This window comes from Bernardetia sp. Wsw4-3y2 (assembly GCF_037126295.1).
Classification (GTDB): Bacteria; Bacteroidota; Bacteroidia; order Cytophagales; family Bernardetiaceae; genus Bernardetia.
Map to the genome: position 1 here is coordinate 4195198 of NZ_CP147017.1, position 21458 is coordinate 4216655.

Below are 21458 nucleotides of genomic sequence, written 5' to 3' on the forward strand. Positions count from 1 at the left end.
ACTACAAAATACAATTATTTCCTTTCTTCGTGAATCTGTAAAATAGCCATTTCTATACTTTTCTGGATAGCTTGTATTCTGTCTGTTACTTCACTTATTTGGTTGGTTTGTGAAAGTATTCTTCGCAGTTGATTTATCTGCACTTCTAATTCTTTTACTTCCAAAAGACGCAGTGTAGCACGTATTTTATGGTGAACTAAAGCGAGTTGAGTTTCATAATCAGGTAAATGAGTAGAGGCTAATATTCGATTAAATTCTATCAAATCTGCTTCACTAAGTTCTAGAAGTTCGGTATAAAATTCTTTATCTGCCCCAGCAAGATTTTTGAAATAAGAGTAATTCAATCCTCCTTTAATTTCATTTTCTTGAGGAACTTGTTTTTGAAGTTGTGTATAACTATGTTGTGCAATTTTTTGATATAACTCGTTTGGATTGAATGGTTTACTCAAAAAATCATTCATTCCTACTTGTACAATTCGCTCTCTTTCATTTAAGAGAGTAGATGCAGTAAGAGCAATAATAGGAGTAAACTTATCTGTATTTTCCTCTAAAAGTCGTATCTGACGAGCCGATTCATAGCCATCCATAACAGGCATTTGCAAATCCATTAAAATAACATCAAAGTTATTTTTCTTAAATAAATCTACTGCAATTTGTCCATTTTCAGCTATTTGGTAATTTGCCCCCCAGTTATTCAAAAACTTCCTAACCAAAATTTGATTGACTTTGTTATCTTCTACAATTAAAATATTTACTCCTTTCAAATTTTTAATATTTGTAGCATCAGGAAGGTTTGCTGTAATTGGTTGTATTTTTCCAATCTTAAAACCAAGTTGAAAACTAAAAGTAGAGCCTACCATCATTGTACTCATCACATTGATAGTTCCTCCTTGAAGTTCGACAAGTTGTTTTGTAATAGCAAGTCCTAAACCTGTTCCTCCATATTTGCGAGAAGTATCTTCTTCAGCTTGTGAAAAGTCATCAAAAATTGAATTTATTTTTTCAGGTGAAATACCAATTCCTGTATCTGAAACAGCAAATAATAATTCTACTTTTTCGGTTTTGTGATGCAAAAGGCGAACTGTAATAGTAACTGTTCCTTCATCAGTAAATTTGATAGCATTTCCGATAAGATTGTTCAATATTTGGGACAGACGTGTCGAATCTCCAAGTAATGATTTGGGAATATTTTTATCTACATTACTACGAAGAAGAATATTATTTTCATCAGCACGAGCCTTAAAGATTTCCACCGTATTCTGAATTAAGGCAGGCAAGTCAAATTCAGCTTGTTCGAAAGCCATTTTACCAGCTTCCATCTTTGAGATATCTAAAACACTATTAATAAGAGAAAGTAAGTTTTGAGCCGAAAACTCCAAAATCTCTATATTTTCAGCCATTTCACCTTCTAATCTATCATTTTTTAAAAGATGTGTCATTCCGATAATAGCATTTAAAGGAGTTCTAATTTCATGACTCATGGTGGAGAGAAACTGCTCTTTTGTTTTTGTAGCTGCTTCAGCTTGCTCTTTTGCCTTTTTTAGGTCTTCATTGGTTGCCATTAACTCAGCAGTACGCTCCTTTACTTTGCTTTCTAAATCTTCATTAGCACTTTTAAGAGCATTTACTAATTGTCTATTTTCGGTACGCAAAGAATAAGTTTCCAATGCTTTATCAATTGTCAAAAGCATTTCATCTTTATTCCAAGGCTTTACCAAATACCTAAAAATTCCACATTTATTGATAGCTCGCATAATGTCTTCTGTATCACTATAGGCTGTCAAGATAATACGAACTGTATTTGGAAAACTTTCAGCAACTCGTTCCAAAAACTCTACCCCTGTCATTTCTGGCATTTTTTGGTCAGAGATAACAAGTTGAATATCATTAGTTGATAAAACTTCTAATCCTTCTTTTCCAGAAATAGCCGTAAAAATAGTATAATGTCTTCTAAAAGAGCTTTTAAAAATACGCAAATTACTCTCTTCATCATCTACATAAAGAATAGAAGATATTTTCTTTGTTTTTGCAATTGCTTCTGTATCAGAAATCAGATTTGAATTAGTAAAGGTATCAGACATTTTATAAAAGTTTCCTGTAACTTGGTGTATTTAAATTATTTTATAATTATAATATATTAAACTTTAACTAAATATATTCATTTTTTCTGTACAATGCCAAAGAATTATCCCTAAACTTACCGAAACATTGAGAGAATGTTTTGTTCCAAATTGTGGAATTTCTAACGCAGCATCACAATTTTGCAACACTTCTTCATCTACTCCAAAGGCTTCGTTACCAAAAACAAAAGCATATTTTATTTCTTCTTTAGGGAAAAATGTATTTAATTTCTGACTTTCGGTTGTCTGTTCTATAGCAAAAATAGAATATCCTTGGCTGCGTAAAGTATCAATAGCTTCATTTGTCGTATCAAAATATTCCCAGTCTACAGATTCGGTTGCTCCTAAAGCTGTTTTTTGAATTTCTCGGTGTGGAGGTTTGGCAGTAATTCCACATAAAGCAATTTTTTCAATAGAAAAGGCATCAGATGTTCTGAAAGCTGCACCTACATTATGTGCGCTTCTAACATTATCCAGTACAATAACTATGGGTTGCTTTTTTTGTTCTTTAAATTCGTCGATTCCAATTCTATTAAGATTGTCTAGGGAAAGTTGTTTCATAAATTTAATACAAGTTTGATTTTATTTTCCTGCAAAGTTACAAAAATCTTGTTTTTATCTTGAAATTCTCTCAAAATGAGTTATTTGATTATCTCTCTATTCTAAATATCAAACTTTATTTTTTTTAGTAAGTAGAGCTGAATCAATTTTATATTAAACAAAAACCCTCAAAATCTATTTTAATAAGTAAAGAATTATCATTTTTTCAACTCTAATTTTTTAAAAAACTCTCATTATTATGGACAATAAAAAAGAAACTCAAAAACAACAGAAAGAGGACAGAATTGTATTAGAAGAATTACAACATACTAATACAACACCTTCACCTAACTCTCCTCTGCATACATTAGATACACTTAGTGAAACAATGAATGCACTAAAAAACAAAGGCTATTCAACTGATTTTAATCTCAAAAAAGATTGTTTAGTGTGTGAGAAAGACGGAAAAGAAATTCATGTCTATCCAAGTGAATTCGAAATTGAAGATACATTTCGTTTTGAAGGAGAAACCAACCCTTCTGATGCATCTATTTTATATGCTATCAAATCAGATAAACACAATTTGAAAGGTGTTTTAGTAAATGCGTATGGTGTTTATGCTGATGATATGGCTGGAGAAATGGCAAAAAAGTTTAAGTAATATAATTTAAGTAAATTATTCAAAAAAGATAAAAATAGAGTTTCAAAAAAGAATCTCTATTTTTTTTTGGCTTATTACAAATAAATTTTGCTAATGAACTAATTTAGCCTTTCTAGTGGTTTGTAGTTTTAGAAAGTAAAAATCAAGACAAAACAACAAAAACAATGATTACAGGAAAAACACTTATTGATTTAGGATTTAAGCCAAACAAATGGTTTAAAGAAGCTATTGAATATGCCAATAAATATAATTTGGAAGGCGATAAATTATTAAATTATTTGGAGTCAATACGCCCAACTATTATCGAACCTTTTTCTGTTGCGCTTGATTATCATAAAAATATTCGTGCAGAATCCGATTTAGAAATTTCTAATGTAGAGCAAATCCATAAAACAATGGCAGAGCTAATGAAAACACCTACTTTAGTAGATGGTGCAGTTATGCCAGATGCTTGTCCGACAGGTGGAACAGGTCAAATCCCTGTGGGTGGAATTGCCGTTGCCAAAAATGCTATTCATCCAGCTATGCACAGCGCAGATATTTGCTGCTCAGTTATGATGACTAATTTGGGGCAAATTGACCCTAAAAAAGTTTTGGATAAAGCTCATTCACTTACTCATTTTGGAGGAGGAGGAAGAAAAGATATATTTGATTTACCTAGAGATTTAGAAGACAAAATTAAATCGAATCGTTTTCTTAACTCTGAGAGAAGTTTGAGTTTTGCTCGTACACATTTAGGAACGCAAGGAGATGGAAATCACTTTTTATATGTAGGACGTTCTGAAAAAACAGATGAAACAATGCTTGTTACACACCATGGAAGTCGTGGTTTTGGAGCAAATTTATATAGTACAGGGATGAAATTAGCCGAATTTTTCAGAAAAGAAATTTCACCTAAAACACTAGCCAAAAATGCTTGGATTCCTTACGACACAGAAGAAGGAAACCAATATTGGGAAGCTCTTCAAATTATTAGAGAGTGGACAAAACTAAATCATAAATTGATTCATGATACCACACAAAGAAGACTTAAAGTAGAAACATTAGACCAGTTTTGGAACGAACATAATTTTGTTTTCAAGGAAGATGATTTATTTTATCATGCAAAAGGAGCAACTCCTTTAGATGATAAATTTGTTCCCGATTCGAAAGATGGTTTACGTTTGATTCCTCTAAATATGAGCGAACCAATTTTGATTATAAAAGGTGAAACTACTGATTCTAACCTTGGTTTTGCACCACATGGCGCAGGTAGAGATGTTAGTCGTACTCAACATAAGAAAAGCAAAGGTGATAAGACTAAAGAACAAATCTTTGCAGAAGAAACAGAAGGTTTAGATGTTCGTTTTTTCTCTGGACATATTGATATTTCAGAATTGCCATCGGCTTACAAAAATGCTCAAAATGTAAAAGACCAAATGAAAGAATTTGGACTTGGTGAAGTAGAAGACAAAATTTTACCCTATGGTTGTATTATGGCTGGCGATTGGCAAATTGATGCACCTTGGAAAGTAAAAGCTAGAAAAAAACGTGAAGCAAAAGAAAGAAAAGCCAAAAATAAAATTTCTAGAGAGAAATATAGAAATGGATAGTTTGTGAGACTCCTTGGGTGCATAACAAATTGTCGCATAACCCCTGTTCAATTAAAAAAATCATCTGAATTATAAATTGGACAGGGTTTTAACCCTGTTTTTATTTGTGTAGTATGATAATTTGTTATGCACCCGATCTTTTTCAATTAAATAACCTTTGAATTATGTGACAATAATTCAAAGGTTATTTTTTTGCTATACACTTTTAAACCTTTTTTTTGAGCTATTTGCTAATTTTATTACAAAAACTTTACTCAGATTACTTTTAGTATTGCCTTTAGTTTGTTACTTTTGGATACATAAAGACTGCTAAATTAGTATAATTAAAATATATTTTCGCAGCCTAATTTTATTTTCTTCTTATTCTTCTCCCTTTTTCTTTATGAGTAACCGTCTAAAAACTGGTTTAATTTTACTCACCATTGCTTTTTTATTAGGTTGTATTTTGGTGCAAATGTTTACACAAACTTTAAAAAGTGAAATCACAACTCTGCCAGATGGTTATCATAATGTACTTATTCGTGTACCAACTACTTTTGAGTTTTGTGGAGAACAAGTTCCTCTCTACGATGAAGAAGTAAAAGAGAGTTTTGATAAAGAATTGTATATCAATGTTTTTCGCCATTCTTCTACTAGTTTGATTATTAAACGTTCTGAAAAATTTTTTCCAATAATTGAGCAAATTTTGAGAGAAGAAGAAGTTCCTGAAGATATGAAGTACATTGCTGTTATTGAAAGTGGACTTGAAAATGTACGTTCTTTTGCTGGGGCAGATGGTTATTGGCAATTTATGGAAGAAACAGCAAAAGAGTTTGACTTAGAGATTTCTAAAGAGGTAGATGAGCGTTTTCATATCGAAAAATCTACTCGTGCAGCCTGTAAATACCTCAAACGCTCTTACAAAAAATTTGGAAATTGGACACTCGTAGCAGCTTCCTACAATCGTGGAATGGGAGGAATGAATGCAGCATTACGCAATCAAAATGCTATTTCTTATTATGATGTTGCCCTAAACAATGAGACAGCTCGTTATATCTACCGTGCCTTAGCATTTAAAGAAATTATGCAACATCCTGAAAAATATGGTTTTGTTATTCCTAAAGAATTACGTTATCCACCTGTAAAATATCGAAAAATACCTCTTGATACTACTATAAATGATATTTCAGCACTAGCTGTGAAATATGGAATGAGTTATAAAACACTAAAGTACCATAATCCTTGGCTCTTAATGAACAAACTTACCTTTGATAAAAAAGACATAAAAAACAAAAAAGAGTATATATTACTTGTTCCTCAAAACCCACCTATGCCTCACTCCAATGTTTTGGCTCAAGAATCTTTACAAATGCAAAAGATGCTAGATTCTATTCTTCACGAAGAAGATACGGTAATCGATATTCAAGATGTGAAATAAAAATGATAAAAAAAACTAAGTAAAGTGAAATTTACTTAGTTTTTTGTTGTTTTAGCAACAACTATTTGTCTTATTATCTTATCCAAATTATTCTTCTGAATGTTTTACTGAAACTAAATTAATGTTCAGATCAATAGATTCAATATAATCTTCTCCGTTTTCTAACATATCGTAATCATCTTCTCTATAATGCCAATTTATAGTTACATTTCCTCCTTTTTCTTTTTCATATATTTCCAACGTTTCTAAAAGATCTTGAAAACGCCTTGAAGTAGCTGTATTAAAATAAGAAAGTTGAAAGTTAAGTAAAATAGTTCTGTTTGGAGTTTCTAAATAACGATCCAACCACTCAAAAACAGGTGCAAATATTTCTTCTGCGTGTTCGGGATATGACTGTCCTTCTATGCTCAAAACTCCTGTATGTCCATTAAAATCAATGGTAGGGGTAAATTTTTGACCTTTTAAAAAAAAATTTTCCATAATTATTTGCTATAATTTTGATAGCTAATGCTTTTCTAAGTAGTTATTAGAAATAATAGTAATAAGGAAATAGTTTTACTACTATTTTCTTTAATTTTATAATTTGGCTTTTTTCTCTTCTTCTGTACTCATAGGCTGCCAATCTTTATCTACAGTTACTGTAATAGAAAAAAAGCTAAGTTTTTCTGAAATAGTTTCAAAATTTATCTCTAAAGGGTTTCCAGAACGTCTAACCATATCTATCAAACCAACATGTGCGCCTGTACTTGTTTTTCCTTTTGCATTTTTTCGCTCTTGTCTATAATACTCTGTTAGATGTTTTTTATCTAACCCGTTGATATAATCACAACGCTCTTCTAAGGCTTCTCGTTGATGTTTTCTGACCATATTTCCAGCACTTAAAGAGTAACAATCAGGCAAATCACGAATAGCTACTATTCCTACTCCAATATGAGCATTAGTCGTGTAGAAGTGTTTTTTCTCTGCTGAATGATGATAAATATTTTGGGCAAGCTCTATAAAAATAGCAAATATTTTACTTTTTATAGTTTCTCTATCCGAAATTTTTTCTTTCAGATTCTCTGCTATCTCTGATAAAACAGATTGCGACAAAGCACCTTGAAAAATAGCAGTAATACCATTTTTATTAAACTCGTTGTAATATTTAGTAATCTGAAAATCGTCGTGCATATTCTGCCGAAATATAGGAGAATTAATTAAATAATAATTTCAACGAATAAAAAGAGTATTCGCTTGGCTTATTTTTGCCTAATAAATATACACTTTTTGTATAATTATATAAAGTTGTAAAAATAAAATTGCTCTAATTACAGCAATAATCAATAGTATATTTAACACAACTTGAAGTGATATTTTATTATAAGCTATCCACAATTTAATATATATAATTCAGAAAACAAATACTCTTTCTGTTTTTTCTTAAAAATATTCAATCTAAAGAAGATATAAATAAGAAGTTTAAATTCTGATGGTGTTCTACAAAGTAGGATATTTCATTATACTCTTTCTGTTGAATTAAATCATTACTAGTGGAAACATCAACAATGACAAAAAATAGCCGTTGTTGGTATATTTAATAACAGCAAAAAACATCCTATTTTTTACAATAACTCTTCAATTTTTATTTAAAGATAAGTTTTTATCAAACCATTCTAATTCTCGTTTGTTATTCGTACTTTTGCATCCTTAAAAGACACAAACAAAAAACTATTTTTACTCAAAAGAAAAACCAAAAATGGACGAATTAATCAAGTTTGGGCTGGTTTGTTTTACTACTTATTTTACTATTATCAATCCATTGGGAGTAATGCCTGTATTTATGACCATGACAGCAGATCTTAGTGATGAAGACCGTACTGCAACAGCTAGAAAAGCTCTCATTACAGCTTTCTTTACCATGATTGCTTTTGCTTTTTCAGGACAATTACTTTTTGAATTTTTTGGTATTTCGGCTGATGCATTTCGGGTAGTAGGAGGAATCATTTTTTTTATGATGGGATATGATATGCTGCAAGCACGTCTTATTCGTACCAAAATGGAAGAAGAGTCTGTCAAAAGTTATGTAACTGATATTTCTATTACTCCATTAGCTATTCCGATGATTTGTGGGCCTGGTGCAATCACAAACTCTATTGTCATGATGCAAGATGCGAGTACTTTTGATAAAAAAGCCGTTTTGATAGGTGTTATGTTTATTATTTGCTTAATTACCTTTTTCACACTTTGGGCTTCTTCAAAAATCTCTAAAATGCTAGGAGAAACAGGTAATAAGATTTTGATGCGATTGATGGGACTTATAGTAATGGTAGTAGCAATTGAGTTTTTTAGAAGTGGTCTAAAACCGATTGTAATAGACATTGTTAAAGCTGCCATGAACTAACCCGTTCATGAGTATGTTTTCAGAGGTTAGAAAGATTTTTTTACTTTCTAACCTTTTTTTATTGTTTTTTACCAAAGTATTCTAAATATTTAACTATAAACTAAAATTTTATTATGAAAATAGATAGACAGTTTAATACAATGATTGTCGAAGAATATGTATTTTATATTGATAATTACAAAAAATATACAGATTTCAATTCTTTAGGTCTTTATCGTTCTATTGTAGAAAATGAAAATCTGAATCTTGAACAAAAAATAGAATTAAGAGAATATGCTCATAAGACATTCAAAAAAAGTTTTGATTTCCTACAATTAAAAGACCCAGTTACATTTTTTAAAATTTCTACTCTAGGACAAACACTTACACAAGGTGATATAAGTCAATTTTGGCAAAACATAAGACGAAATCAACAAAAAATTCTAGCTGATAAGAAAATTAAACATCGAAATTTTGGTACTTATTCAAAACATGAGTGTTTTTTGTTTTTTATTTTATCCCTGTAGTTCGTAATTTGCGAAAGCTACACAGGGCAAAACAAGCAAAAGGCTTACACCCTGATAGTTATAATGTTCCTAGAGGAGAATTAGTCTTGCAGCTTAGAGATTTGACAGATAGTTTGATTGTAGAAAAAAGGCAAAAAATAACTATTTCTGCTACTGTTTCGTGGGAGAAGCTAACAGCTGATTTCACAGCTAAAGAAGATGGAAACCTTACTGTTTTCCTAGACAACCAAGACACAGAAGCTGTTTATTTTGATGCGCTAGAAATAAACATTACCGAGCGCATTCGTCCTCTTATAGTCCAAGAACACCATTACTATCCTTTTGGGATGGGTATGAAGGGCTTGGAGAAGGAAAATGATTTGGCATATCAGTTCAACGGAATGATAGAGCGAGAAAAAGCCTTTGGTTTGGAACTTTACGAAACAGCAAACCGAGGGTATGACCCACAAATAGGGCGTTTTTGGCAAGTAGAGCCATTGGCAGATTTGTTTGTAGGAATAAATGTCTATCAGTTTGGGTATAACAATCCTGTTTCTTATAATGATCCTAGTGGCTTAGAAGGTGTAGAAGGAGAAGGTAGTGCTAGTCCACCAGGGCCAGCACTACCAAACCCTTATGTTTCTCCTGAGTGATGGGCTGCTGCTGAAAGAAATCCTATCATAGGAAGTAGAATATATGATGATTCTTTTGGAGGAGATTTTATATATTCTCCTTGGGGTGGTTACACTATAATGGGAAATACAGGGTTTTCTTATAAAAAAATAAAAAGAGTAAAAACGTATTAATTTTGTATTTCCAAGTACTTCATTAATACTATTTTACTCTTTTATGCCAAAGAAACCAGTTTTTATGCTAAAATGCAAAATTTATCAGCATTAGATTTACGAGATTCTCGTGGCAAATTTCATGATTTAGCATTGGTTTTACTTGAGTTAAGTTTAGCTCTTTTACGAAAATGTGATGGTAACTTGTCAAGTCTTCATCGTAGTATGCAAAATAAACATGATGAACTTTGTGCTTTTTTAGGGTTATCTACTGATGTTAAAGTTATATCATGCTCCTATCTTCTAGTTTGCTTAAAAAAAGTATCTCTTTATCATTTTGAAAAACTCTTATTTGAAATGTATGGTGTAAATTTGAATGAAGAGCAAAAAAAATGGTTTGCTGGCGATGGGAAGGAATTGCGATGTAGTATAGAAAAAGGTAAAAAACGTGGTGAGGCTCTCGTTCAATTAGTAAATCAAGAAAATAGACACGTTCTGGGGCAATCATATTACAATGGAACAAAAGAAAGTGAAAACCTTGTATTCGGAATTTATTAGAAAGCAGCTACGCTAGTACACAAAAAAATAGTTTGGACGCACTTTATTTGTGTCCAGCTACCTGCAAGTTAATTCAAGAAGCAGGAGGTGTTTTTTTGATTGGTTTAAAGAATAATCAAGCACTACTATTAGAAGATATGAAATTTTGTAGCCAAGTTTCAAAAATGATAACTCAAAGCGACCAATGGGAAAAAGGACACGGAAGAATCGAAGATCGGCATTATGAATTATATGATATTAGCAAAGAATATTTTGAACAACGTTGGAAAAATGTAACTTTTCGTTCTTTAATTAAAGTCGAAAGAACACGCATAAATACTAAAACCAAAGAAGAAACTAAAGAAACCTCATTTTATATCTCCAATGAAGATTCAAAAGTTGGAGAAGAGCTTTTCGAAGCTATACGAAAACATTGGCAAATAGAACTCAATAATAATATCAGAGATACTACCTTTCAAGAAGATCAACTCAAAACGAAAGAAAAAACTGTTTCAAAAGTCTTAGCAGGACTCAGAACACTCAATTTAGCACTTTTAAATAAGTTAAAGCCCAAAAACATGGTAGCACAACTTGAGAAATTTCAAGATGATTTTAAATCTTTACTAAACTTTCTTAGAGAGGTCTATTTTTTATAAGAAAACCCTTGATTTTGTGATTGAATTTTTAGATAAATTATCATTTTTAATTTCTAAATTTACAGTTGTTGTATTAGATAATGCAAGGATTCACACTTCTAAAAAATTACTGAAAATTTGGCAACAAAGGGATTGCATATTTTTTATCTACCACCTTACTCTCCACACTTAAATATTATTGAAAGACTTTGGAAAGAAATAAAAGAAGGCTGGATAAAACCATCTGATTATACAACTGCTAATGATTTATTTTATGGTGTAAATAGAATATGTGAAGCTATAGGAAAAGAGCTAAAAATAAACTTTTCTGAATGCTCTTTTTAGATATATTTAATTATGTCAAATTACTTAAATTAAAGGTTCTCATGGTTATTGTTGTATAACAGTCTTCCAGACTGTTGAATTTGATAAAATACTGTTTTTGATGTTTAACTTCCAGTCTGAACTACATTAATACAAATCGTGATAAGATTTATTAGATAGAAACTTACTTGCGTTTTTTTTAACAATCTAATAAATTCAAGTTTGGTTACTGTTTTTTTAGTAATTTTCCTTTTTAGACTATTACAATTATTAAAAAAAGCCCTCAAACGAATGAAATTAAAATTATCTCCTATTCTATTTTTTGTTTTTCTATTTTTCATAAATCCCATTTTTGCACAAAAAATAAATTCTACATCTTCAAAAATTCAAGATTATTATTTTCAAACTCTACAAAAACAGTATGAAAAGAAAGGTGACAAATTAACCTTTGACCCAGCTATTTCGACTCCTGAACAAGTTTTAGGTTTTGAAATTGGTGACTGGCACGTTTCACACGACAAACTTCTCTTTTATTTACATACTTTAGCAAAGCAATCTAATAGAATCAGTATTGATACTATCGGATTTACGCACGAACAGCGTCCACTTATTCAACTTATTATAACAAATCCTGCAAATCAATCAAATTTAGAGGAAATACGTAAAAAACATATTGAACTGACAAATTCTAGTTCGGCAACTGTTTCTACTGAAAGTCTGCCTGTGGTGGTTTGGCAAGGGTATAGTATTCATGGAAATGAAGCCAGTGGAAGTAATGCAGCTCTTTTATATGCTTATTATTTGGCTGCTGCTCAAGGAGATGAAATTGAAAATAAACTCAAAAATGCAGTTATTATTCTTGACCCAAGTTTCAATCCTGACGGTCTGAATCGTTTTGCAAGTTGGGTAAATATGCACAAAAGTAAATCACAAGTAAGTGACCCAAATCGAAGAGAAACCAACGAACCTTTTCCCATGGGAAGAACCAATCATTATTGGTTTGACTTAAATAGAGATTGGTTGCCTGTTCAACAGCCTGAAAGTAAGGCACGTTTAAAGCGTTTTCACGACTGGAAACCAAATATCCTGACAGACCATCACGAAATGGGAACAAATAGCAGTTTCTTTTTTCAACCAGGTGTACCACAGCGTACAAATCCGATTACGCCACAAAAAAATCAAGAACTGACTGCTAAAATTGGTAAATTTCACGCAAAGTTTTTAGATAATATTGGCTCATTGTATTATACCGAACAAAGTTTTGATGATTTTTATTATGGCAAAGGTTCGACGTATCCAGATGTAAATGGTTCTGTAGGAATCCTTTTTGAACAAGCCAGCGCAAGAGGACATGCACAAGAGAGCGAAAATGGAATTATTACCTTTGAGTTTGCTATTCGCAATCAACTTACTACTTCGCTATCTACCTTGGAAGCTGCTGTAAATCTTAGAAAGGAACTGTTAGATTATCAACAAAGTTTCTATAAAACGGCTGCCGATTTTGCCAAAAATTCTACTGAAAAAGGATATTTGATTGGAGGAAGAAATGATATTCCACGTTTTGAGGTCCTTTTAAAAATCTTAGAAACTCATCAAATTGAATTTTATACTTCTAAAAATGAAGTGAAAGAAAATCAAGGACAGAATTCAGTTATTTTTTCTGATAAAAATTCGGTTGTCATTCCTGTAAATCAGACCCAAGGCAGATTAGTAAAAGCTATCTTTGATACGCCAAAGACTTTTAAAGACAGTATTTTTTATGATGTTTCGGCTTGGACGTTTACTTATTCTTTTGGATTAGAGCAAAAAATACTTTCTCAAAGTGAAGTTTCAAATCTGAAAGGAGAAAAAATAAATGCTTCTTACTTTTCTGACTCATTTGCTAAGGAAAATTTAGCTTTGCAAAAAAGTGAAATTGGCTATTTGATTGATTGGAAGAATTATTATGCACCAAGATTAGTAAATCAATTATTGGAAAATAATCTGAATGTCAAAGTAAGTGAGGAAGTGTTTTCGTATATAATGAACGACAAGAAGACCGAGTTTGGTAGAGGAACTATTTTTGTAAAAGCTCCTGATAATAAAAATGAAGCTGAAAATGTAGTGCAGTTACTTTCAGAGATGAGCAAAGAACATTCTATACAAATTACTTCTTTAGAAACTGGACTGACTGATAATGGAGTTGATTTGGGAAGCCCAAGTTTTCAAACCTTGAAATTACCTAAAGTTTTGGTGGTTGTGGGAGAAGGTGTTGATTCGTATGAGGCTGGCGAAATTTGGCATTTATTAGATGCTCGTTATGGAATGAAAGTTTCTTTGATTGAAGCCAGTGATTTATCATTGATTGACTTACACGACTATACAACGATTGTTTTGCCAAGTGGATATCCTAAAAATTTGAATCCAAATGCACTTTCTAGTTGGACAGAAAATGGAGGGACTTTGATTGCTATTGGTTCTTCGATTAATTTTTTGAAAGGAAGTTCTTATTTCAATTTGAATCAAAAACAATCTTCTAGTCAGAATAATTCAGGACAAAAAGAGCGTTTAATGTATTCAACTAGAGATAATGACAGAGGTTCGAATTATGTAGGGGGATTGATTTTAGAAGGGCAATTAGACCTTTCCAATCCAATTGCTTTTGGTTACGAATCTGAAACAATACGTATTTTTAAAGACAATAGTATTTTTTTAGAATATCCTGATAATCCATATACAATGCCTCTTATTTATACTCAAAATCCTAAAACAAATATTGTAAGTGGTTATTTATCAGATTTGAATAAAGAAAAGTTGCAAAACAGTGTTTCTATCATTTCAAAGAATATAGGAAGAGGGAAATTTGTTGCTTTTGCTGATAATCCAAATTTTAGAGCATTTTGGTATGGAACAAATCGTTTGTTTATAAATGCAATATTCTTTTAACCGTTAACGAGGCTTTGTCGTCGTTGAGTTAATAATTGAAAATACAAAAGCCATTATTTTTCTAAAAAGAAGAATAATGGCTTTTTTCAAAACAGTAAATTCAAAAAGTAATTTCGTGATAACTGATAAATTTATATACTAATTCCCATTACACAAATATCATCAACTTGTTCATAATCTGTTCCCATCCAGTTCATCAGATTTCTTTTTAGAGAAACACGCTGATGACGCATAGATGTACTATGAGTATCATATAAAAGTTGTCTAAATTTATTGGACATGAATTTTCGTCCTTCTTCTCCTCCAAATTGGTCTTGATAGCCATCAGAATAAATATAAAACGCTTCTACATCTTCTAATTCGATTATATGATTTGTATATTCTTCATTCATAAATTTTTCAGTTCGTCCTCCAATAGGATGAACATCTCCTTTAATAAAAGTTAGATTTACTTCTGCACCACCTTTTTTGCGTTTTTTATGTAAATAAACTAAAGGATTTTTTGCTCCTGCAAATTCCATCATTCCAACAGATTTATCAACAACCACAACAGCCATATCCATTCCATCACGATTTCCTGTGGTGTCTTGTTTCAAAATTCTTCTTATTTCAGATTGCATAAAATCAAGAATTTTACTGGGTGTCGTAATTTGTTGTTGAAGAATAACATCATTAAGAAGAGTTGTTCCAAGTAATGACATAAATGCTCCTGGTACTCCATGTCCTGTACAATCTCCTACAACAGCAATTTGTCGTGTTCCTATTTCATTATACCAATAAAAATCTCCTGAAACTACATCTTTAGGTTCAAAAAAAACAAAAGCATCTTTAAAAATTTGCTTTAAATCTTGTGTACCTCCTAGCATAGCTGATTGAATGCGCTGAGCATAATTGATACTAGAAACAAGGTTTTTGTTTTGTTTTTCTATTTCAGAAGAGGTCTCTTGAAGTTTCTTTTTAGCTAATTCGGCTTTTGTAACATCTTGAAGTGTTCCTTTCATTTTTATCAGAATCCCTTTTTCATTAAAAACAGGATAGCCTTTTTCTCTTACATAAATTGTTTCTTTGCTTGGAGTAGTAATGCGATATATAGCATTAAAATCCTCATTTTGGGTCACAGCAATAGCCCAAGCTTCATTGAGTTGAGGTAAATCTTCTTCTTCTATCCAAGATTGAAAAACCTGTGTATCTTGTGGTATTTGATAATTTTCTACTTTAAATACTTTATCAAAACTATCTGACCATTTCACTTTTTTTGTAGTAATATCCATATCATAACTCACAATTTGGGCAAGACGTTGCGATTCTTCAAGGTTCTCTTTATTTTCTTTTACATAGTTTAGTAGTTCTTCCTGCATTTTTTGTTGTGCAACTTCTTCACTAATATCTTGTGCTGTGCCTATCAGTGTAATAGGTTCTCCATCATCATTATATTTTATGATAGAATAAGTACGATAATATTTCCAATGCTCTTCTGATAAATGGGGTGGTTTTGCTCTATAGGTAGTAAATACTTCTTTTTTTCCACTCATCATAGCCTCTGCAATCGCTCGTTGATGTTCTTCTCTTTCTTCTGGATGTATAATAGCATCAAAAATAATTTGATTGATGAGTGTATCTTTTTCTAATCCATAAATATTAGGTAAATTTTCAGAGTGTTTGATTTGTCTTGTATGCAAATTCCAAACATAACTACCCATTTTTGCCATTTTTTCGGCGTCAGTAAGCATTTGTTGTTGTTGTTCTAGTTCTTTTTGAGAAATCAGAAGTTTTTCTGTTTGGGTTTCGATGATTTGTTCGGCTTGTTTTCTTTGTGTAATGTCCATCAAAACACCATCAAGATAATTTACCTTATTTATATTGTCTTCTACTACTTGTCCAGATTCTTCTACCCAAATGATAGAGCCATTTTTATGAATAAGACGGTACTCTATTTTATAAGGGAGTTTTGTTTCAATAGCTTGATTGATTTCTACATCAATAAAATTGTCATCTTGATGAATAATACTGGCAAAAGAACGCACTTTATTATTCAAGAAGTCAGAAGCAGTATAACCTGTTATTCTTTCGACTCCTTTAGAAATAAATTTCATTGTCCAATCTTTATCTATCAAGGCACGATACATAATTCCTTGCAGGTTATTACTAAGCGATTCTAGTTGTCTTTTAGATTGCTCTAAGTCTAGTTGTTGCAATGTGATTTGAGTAATATCTTGAATTACACCCAATACACGTTCTGGTTTACCTGTGCTATCTTTTAATAAATTTGCTTCAATTTTTAATGTTTTCCATTCTTTTTGAGTGTTATTTTTGAAATTTCCTATCATAGAAAAAGTATCAATTTTTCCTTTTGATAATTCAGATAAGTAATTTGTAATTTTTTCTCTACTTGCTTTGTCATAATATTTTGCGTGGGTGTTCATATCTTTCATTTCAGATGCTTCCAATCCATATATTTCAGCTAGATTTTCAGAATAAGAAAAAGATAGGTTATCTAAAACCATATCAAAACTACCAATTTGAGAAATTTTTTCGGCACGAGAAAGTAACCTTTGTCTTTCCTCTACTTCTCGTTGAGCTACAAAGAGATTGTCATTAATGACTTGCAGTTGCTCTGTATTTTGACGCAGTTCTTCTTCTGATGCCTGCAACTCTTGATTCTGCAAGTTTACCTCTTGAAGAAGTTTTTCTATTTCTTGTTCTTTTTTTACATTTTCTGTAATATCTTGTAGGCTATTTACGATATAAATTAGTTTCCCTCTCTTATTAAAAACGCAATGGGTAGCTCCTTGAAACCAATGCCAATCTTTGAAATAATCAGTTTTGATACGCAAACGATAAAAAGTGTCTTCATCGTTTTCTATAGCCTTTTTTTGATTTGCTAGTAGTATTTGATAATCTTCAGAATGAATAACACTTTCTAAAAATGTAGTGTCAATTTTTACGTCTTTATCAAGACCTAATATATAATTTAAGTGTTCGGTATGTGTAACTTCATTTGTTTTGATATTCAAGTCATAGGCTGCTAATTTTGCCATTTTCTTGGCTTGTGAAACTCTATTAACATAAGTTTTTAGTTCTCTTTGTGAATTAATTAAGTTATCATTTACTATTTTCATTTGTTCAGCACTTTGCTTTAACTCTTCTTCTGATGCTTGTAATTCTTGATTGTTTTCTTCTAAAGTTTTCGTAGCTATTTCTACATCTGTAAAAGCCATTTTTACTTGGTGAACCATTGGTTTTAAAACAATGAATGCAATAGTCCAAATAAAAACAAGCAAAAAGCCAATTACTCCAAGTTGTACTATTTGTAAGTAAGCAAGTTTTTCTTCTGCCTCTGCTTCATACATAACAACAATTTTGTTCATTATAGGAAGGAAAGAGTTTTCATTGCGCCCTATTTTCTGAATTGCATCTCGCATGCTTCTTTTGCTGCTTTCTGAATCTGTTATTTGATTAGCATCTAAAAGCTCCTCTAAACCTGCCAAAATTCCGTTGTAATATGGAGTAATTGAATCATATAAAGATTTTACTTCTTCAGAGTTAATATGATTGTTACTAAAATTTAATGTATTTTCTTTGCCTATTAAATTTAAATGTGCTGTTTTGAATTCTTTAATATCTAAATCTAATGCATTTATATAAGGAACTTGCTGTTCGCTTTGCGAAGGTGTGGTAGCTATGTATAAAGAACTTTTAGCTATTTTTTGGCTCAACATGCGCTGCCTTCCTGATGTATTGATTACAGGTGCATCATTTTGCTGGTCAGATATAAAACTTTGAACAACTAGATAACTTCCTAATAATAGAATTGTAATAACAAGTGGAGCAGCTATATTTCCAATTCGTAGTTTTTTTAGAATTGCATTGTTTTCTTTTGCATACTGTTCTGAACTCAGCCCCTTCTTTTCATAACTAGCAATCAATTTATCTCTCAAAGAACCCATATAAGCAAAAGCACCTCCTAAAATTAAAGGAGCAATATCAATAACAAAATGTATAGGATTGACTTGGTGTAGTTTTACAATCATTGCCCAATTGAAAGCAAGTTGTTTGAAAAAGAAGCCATCAAGAATCCAAGCAAATAAGGGAAAGAATAAACCAAATACTAGTCCACCAATGGCATATTTGATTGTATTAGAATAACGCATATATTTTCGTATGGAATAACTATCTTATTTATTTGAAAAGTCAATATGAAATAAGATTAAAGGGAATAAGTAGAGTTTTGCATCTGTATAGATAGGGAAAACACAAATACATAGCCAATATAAGCATTTTTTTTTATACTAAAATAGGACTTTAAAGGATTGTTTTTTAGGTATCTATAGGTTAAATAGGGGTGTTTTGTCTTATTTAATTTTCTAATTGCACTTTTTTAATAAAATGCTTGTAGTCGGAATAGGTAAAATATTTTTTCTGACTCAAAAAAACTTCTTTTTCGTGTTTGAATTCAATTTCTTTATCTACTGGCACATCTGTTTTGTAATCAATTATTTTTTCTAGTTCTTCTTTAGTAAAAAAAACTTTTCTCAAAATAAGACGAACAGTTTTAAAATTTTCTTCAATATCTGATATCCAAATCAATGTTTGAATAGCAAAAAATAGAAAAAAAACATTTAATAAATGAGGTAAAATATAAACATATAAATTGCTATAATCAGCCAGAGCATTTTCTAATAACTCAATATCAAGACTTCTAAGACGAGTATAATTGTCATACTTCCACCACTTTTCAAAAAAATACATCTGAATATGTTGGGTAAGTAAGTAGCAGATATTAACTATCCAAAAGAGTGTTCCAACATTGTTTTTTTCTAAATCATAAAGCATAAAACGCCTTTTTAAAAAAATAACAACTAACATAGTAGCTCCTAAACTCAAAGCTAAAGAAATATAATAAGGCACACTATAATCTAACTTTCCATTTTGAAAAAGTGAAAGTAGATATTGATTTTTCAGAAAAAACAGCTTTAAAATTCCTTCTGCAAATAAGGCGCAACTAATAGGAATGGCAAATAAAACTAAGAAAAACCAAAAATAATAAGTAAGATTAAGAACCTTTTTTTTCATAAAATTTATTTGTAGAATTACGAATTACGAATTTATTTTTTTGATAATAAGAACTCTGAAACAATTATTTCAGAAAGTAATTTCTGACTAATCACTATTTTCTTTTTAGATTGACAAATTTTTCTTCTCCATTTATTTCCACATTAAAGCCAAATTTTTCAGGAACAAAGGTAAGTTTATCATATTCAAAATTGAGTAGTGTTTTTCCTTCTATATCTAGAATCCCATATTTACCTTTTTGTTTTGCAATAATAAGTGTTTTGAAAAAGGCATTTTGTTCGCTTTCTAAAGCAAGATATTTTATTTCTTCATACGAATCTTCAAGAGCTTTTTTTCCATTTCTATCAATAGCTGTCCAGTTTCTACCTTTTCTGACAAAAGCAATATCTTTTCGGAAAGGTTCGGCAGCATCATAATTTACTTTTATGACTTCTTTACCTTCCAAATTTATCCAACCCCATTTTCCTTCTTTTTGTACTAAAGCGATTAGGTTTTCTGCTGCTCCTGTTGTTTTACCTTTTTCAGTAGAAAATTCCCCTAAATATTGGTATTGAGGTGCTAAAATAGCTTGATTATGCAGTAAAATAAAACCATAATTTGTTCCTTGTTTTATCTTTAAGATATGAGTTGAATGTGTCTTTTTCTTTTCTTCTACTTTTATATCTTGTAGATAATCAATAGAATTATACTCTGAACGCAATAGAGGGACATTATTATGAAGGTCAAAAAGTCCGTATTTCCCTGCTTTTTTTGCTGTAATGAGTTCAGGTTTTAATACTCTTTCAATTCTGGCTGTATCTCCATAACGTGTGATATAATATTTTATGAATTCAATTTCATCATACGAAGGACGAATAACTATATTTCCATAAGCATCAGCCAAACCTACCTTTCCTTTATCATGAAATAACATCACCTTTGTTTTTCCACTTGCACTCTGGCAGGTTTCGGGCATAAACTCTATTTTTTCGTAAAGTGATGTAAGTGGTTTTCCTGTTGCATCCAAAACTCCATATTTTCCTCTACTTTGAACTAATAATGTTCCTTGCCAACGTGTACAAGTAGAATCTTCGCCTTCAAAAAAACTTATTTTTTCATATTGAAAAGGAACAATAGTAGCATTTGTATCATTGAGAACACCTAATTTTCCTTCAATACTTGCAATTTTGATAGAGTCTCCTCCATAGGCTAAAAGAGCTTTTCTTTCCACAATAGTGGTATCTATTTTCGGTGCAGTATCTTCTTCTGTGGCTGTTTCCCATCCATCTTCATTTGTAGTTTGTGCAAGATTAAGAGAGGGATTTATACAACATAACCCTATTAAAAAAGAAAATACAAATAAGGTGTTTTTGAAAATACTTTTTGTTACAGTAATATGCATTAGATATTTTTTTTAATGAAAATCAAAATGTAATAGTATAATTTTTTTGATTTTTTATAAGATATAATTTAGAATAGCAAATAATATTCCCTTTTCTTTGTGTTACTTTTTAGCAATTATTTGTAACTGAAAAATCAATTTAGCTAATCAACCACAATTAATTATTTTATGGAAATCAGTCTCACTACCCCTGCCTTACTTTTTCCTGCTATTTCGTTGCTTTTGTTAGCTTATACCAATCGTTTTTTGGCAATTGCTACACTTATTCGAAATTTACATGAAAAATATGAAAACGAACCAAATAAAATTTTGATACAACAAATTAAGAATCTCAAAAGAAGAGTTTATTTAATTCGAAACATGCAATTTTTGGGAGTTTCTAGTCTGCTTTTGTGTGTAATTTCTATGTTTGCTCTTTTTTGGAAACAAATGGAAGTTGGACAATGGCTTTTTGGAATAAGTTTAGTTTTACTTATGCTTTCACTTTCTCTGTCAGTGATTGAAATACAAATTTCTGTAAAAGCTCTCAATATTCAAATTGGGAATATGGAAAAGAGGAAATAATATAAAGATAAAATAAACATAAAATAAACATAAAATCAA

18 protein-coding genes are annotated in these 21458 nt (G+C 30.9%); 11 read left to right on the top strand and 7 right to left on the bottom strand.

Translation table 11 applies throughout. The annotated features are described in order from the left end of the window. Positions 1-14: 14 nt before the first annotated feature. Both V9L05_RS17310 and V9L05_RS17315 read right to left on the bottom strand, forming a co-directional pair. Positions 15-2081 carry a response regulator gene (locus tag V9L05_RS17310; protein WP_338791968.1) on the bottom strand — a complete coding sequence of 689 codons (2067 nt, stop codon included), beginning with the start codon at positions 2079-2081 and terminating at the stop codon, positions 15-17. A 63-nt stretch (positions 2082-2144) separates the two neighbouring features. Then, a complete protein-coding gene (locus V9L05_RS17315) occupies positions 2145-2681 on the bottom strand; it encodes an RNA methyltransferase (protein WP_338791967.1) in 537 nt (178 codons plus the stop codon). Positions 2682-2919: 238 nt separating this feature from the next. Here V9L05_RS17315 and V9L05_RS17320 point away from each other — a divergent pair, with 238 nt between their 5' ends. The 3 genes from V9L05_RS17320 to V9L05_RS17330 all read left to right on the top strand — a co-directional run bounded on the left by V9L05_RS17320 (position 2920) and on the right by V9L05_RS17330 (position 6330). Then, on the top strand, positions 2920-3321 hold the full coding sequence (locus V9L05_RS17320; RefSeq protein ID WP_338791966.1) for a phosphoribosylpyrophosphate synthetase: 402 nt from the start codon (positions 2920-2922) through the stop codon (positions 3319-3321). Positions 3322-3485: 164 nt separating this feature from the next. Next, positions 3486-4913: an RtcB family protein gene (locus V9L05_RS17325; protein ID WP_338813102.1), complete on the top strand. Its 1428-nt coding sequence runs from the start codon at positions 3486-3488 to the stop codon at positions 4911-4913. A 382-nt stretch (positions 4914-5295) separates the two neighbouring features. Then, positions 5296-6330, top strand: coding sequence for a lytic transglycosylase domain-containing protein (locus V9L05_RS17330; protein WP_338813103.1), 1035 nt, complete (start codon positions 5296-5298; stop codon positions 6328-6330). An 87-nt stretch (positions 6331-6417) separates the two neighbouring features. Here the strand turns inward: V9L05_RS17330 and V9L05_RS17335 are convergent, their stop codons facing one another. Then, positions 6418-6810, bottom strand: coding sequence for a DUF1987 domain-containing protein (locus tag V9L05_RS17335; protein WP_338791963.1), 393 nt, complete (start codon positions 6808-6810; stop codon positions 6418-6420). A 96-nt stretch (positions 6811-6906) separates the two neighbouring features. Next, entirely contained in the window at positions 6907-7500 is a 594-nt protein-coding gene (locus tag V9L05_RS17340) for a SiaB family protein kinase (RefSeq protein WP_338791962.1), read from the bottom strand. Between the two features lie 565 nt (positions 7501-8065). Here V9L05_RS17340 and V9L05_RS17345 point away from each other — a divergent pair. The 7 genes from V9L05_RS17345 to V9L05_RS17375 all read left to right on the top strand — a co-directional run bounded on the left by V9L05_RS17345 (position 8066) and on the right by V9L05_RS17375 (position 14401). Continuing rightward, a complete protein-coding gene (locus V9L05_RS17345; RefSeq protein WP_338791961.1) occupies positions 8066-8710 on the top strand; it encodes a MarC family protein in 645 nt (214 codons plus the stop codon). 113 nt (positions 8711-8823) lie between these two features. Further along, positions 8824-9216 (top strand): hypothetical protein, encoded by a 393-nt coding sequence (locus V9L05_RS17350; protein ID WP_338813104.1) that lies wholly within the window; start codon positions 8824-8826, stop codon positions 9214-9216. Between the two features lie 8 nt (positions 9217-9224). Then, positions 9225-9848 carry an RHS repeat-associated core domain-containing protein gene (locus tag V9L05_RS17355; RefSeq protein ID WP_338813105.1) on the top strand — a complete coding sequence of 208 codons (624 nt, stop codon included), beginning with the start codon at positions 9225-9227 and terminating at the stop codon, positions 9846-9848. Between the two features lie 225 nt (positions 9849-10073). Then, entirely contained in the window at positions 10074-10538 is a 465-nt protein-coding gene (locus V9L05_RS17360; protein ID WP_338813106.1) for a hypothetical protein, read from the top strand. Positions 10539-10570: 32 nt separating this feature from the next. Then, a complete protein-coding gene (locus V9L05_RS17365) occupies positions 10571-11173 on the top strand; it encodes an ISAs1 family transposase (protein ID WP_338813107.1) in 603 nt (200 codons plus the stop codon). 117 nt (positions 11174-11290) lie between these two features. After that, entirely contained in the window at positions 11291-11497 is a 207-nt protein-coding gene (locus V9L05_RS17370; protein ID WP_338813108.1) for a transposase, read from the top strand. Positions 11498-11767: 270 nt separating this feature from the next. Next, a complete protein-coding gene (locus V9L05_RS17375) occupies positions 11768-14401 on the top strand; it encodes a M14 family metallopeptidase (protein ID WP_338813109.1) in 2634 nt (877 codons plus the stop codon). Positions 14402-14532: 131 nt separating this feature from the next. Here V9L05_RS17375 and V9L05_RS17380 read toward each other — a convergent pair whose 3' ends face one another. The 3 genes from V9L05_RS17380 to V9L05_RS17390 all read right to left on the bottom strand — a co-directional run bounded on the left by V9L05_RS17380 (position 14533) and on the right by V9L05_RS17390 (position 20855). Continuing rightward, the gene (locus V9L05_RS17380; protein ID WP_338813111.1) at positions 14533-18552 is read right to left on the bottom strand and encodes a PAS domain-containing protein; all 4020 of its coding nucleotides are present in this window, start codon (positions 18550-18552) and stop codon (positions 14533-14535) included. Positions 18553-18757: 205 nt separating this feature from the next. Beyond that, on the bottom strand, positions 18758-19474 hold the full coding sequence (locus tag V9L05_RS17385; protein ID WP_338813112.1) for a hypothetical protein: 717 nt from the start codon (positions 19472-19474) through the stop codon (positions 18758-18760). Positions 19475-19568: 94 nt separating this feature from the next. Next, the gene (locus V9L05_RS17390) at positions 19569-20855 is read right to left on the bottom strand and encodes a WG repeat-containing protein (RefSeq protein WP_338813113.1); all 1287 of its coding nucleotides are present in this window, start codon (positions 20853-20855) and stop codon (positions 19569-19571) included. A gap of 168 nt (positions 20856-21023) precedes the next feature. On the opposite strand from V9L05_RS17390, the gene V9L05_RS17395 reads away from it, so the two are divergent. Beyond that, positions 21024-21419, top strand: coding sequence for a DUF2721 domain-containing protein (locus V9L05_RS17395; RefSeq protein ID WP_338791950.1), 396 nt, complete (start codon positions 21024-21026; stop codon positions 21417-21419). Positions 21420-21458 lie beyond the last annotated feature (39 nt).

Coding starts and splice junctions, on each gene's coding strand:
- V9L05_RS17310 (WP_338791968.1), bottom strand. CDS start 2,081: ATGTCTGATACCTTTACTAATTCAAATCTGATTTCTGATACAGAAGCA.
- V9L05_RS17315 (WP_338791967.1), bottom strand. CDS start 2,681: ATGAAACAACTTTCCCTAGACAATCTTAATAGAATTGGAATCGACGAA.
- V9L05_RS17320 (WP_338791966.1), top strand. CDS start 2,920: ATGGACAATAAAAAAGAAACTCAAAAACAACAGAAAGAGGACAGAATT.
- V9L05_RS17325 (WP_338813102.1), top strand. CDS start 3,486: ATGATTACAGGAAAAACACTTATTGATTTAGGATTTAAGCCAAACAAA.
- V9L05_RS17330 (WP_338813103.1), top strand. CDS start 5,296: ATGAGTAACCGTCTAAAAACTGGTTTAATTTTACTCACCATTGCTTTT.
- V9L05_RS17335 (WP_338791963.1), bottom strand. CDS start 6,810: ATGGAAAATTTTTTTTTAAAAGGTCAAAAATTTACCCCTACCATTGAT.
- V9L05_RS17340 (WP_338791962.1), bottom strand. CDS start 7,500: ATGCACGACGATTTTCAGATTACTAAATATTACAACGAGTTTAATAAA.
- V9L05_RS17345 (WP_338791961.1), top strand. CDS start 8,066: ATGGACGAATTAATCAAGTTTGGGCTGGTTTGTTTTACTACTTATTTT.
- V9L05_RS17350 (WP_338813104.1), top strand. CDS start 8,824: ATGAAAATAGATAGACAGTTTAATACAATGATTGTCGAAGAATATGTA.
- V9L05_RS17360 (WP_338813106.1), top strand. CDS start 10,074: ATGCAAAATTTATCAGCATTAGATTTACGAGATTCTCGTGGCAAATTT.
- V9L05_RS17375 (WP_338813109.1), top strand. CDS start 11,768: ATGAAATTAAAATTATCTCCTATTCTATTTTTTGTTTTTCTATTTTTC.
- V9L05_RS17380 (WP_338813111.1), bottom strand. CDS start 18,552: ATGCGTTATTCTAATACAATCAAATATGCCATTGGTGGACTAGTATTT.
- V9L05_RS17385 (WP_338813112.1), bottom strand. CDS start 19,474: ATGAAAAAAAAGGTTCTTAATCTTACTTATTATTTTTGGTTTTTCTTA.
- V9L05_RS17390 (WP_338813113.1), bottom strand. CDS start 20,855: ATGCATATTACTGTAACAAAAAGTATTTTCAAAAACACCTTATTTGTA.
- V9L05_RS17395 (WP_338791950.1), top strand. CDS start 21,024: ATGGAAATCAGTCTCACTACCCCTGCCTTACTTTTTCCTGCTATTTCG.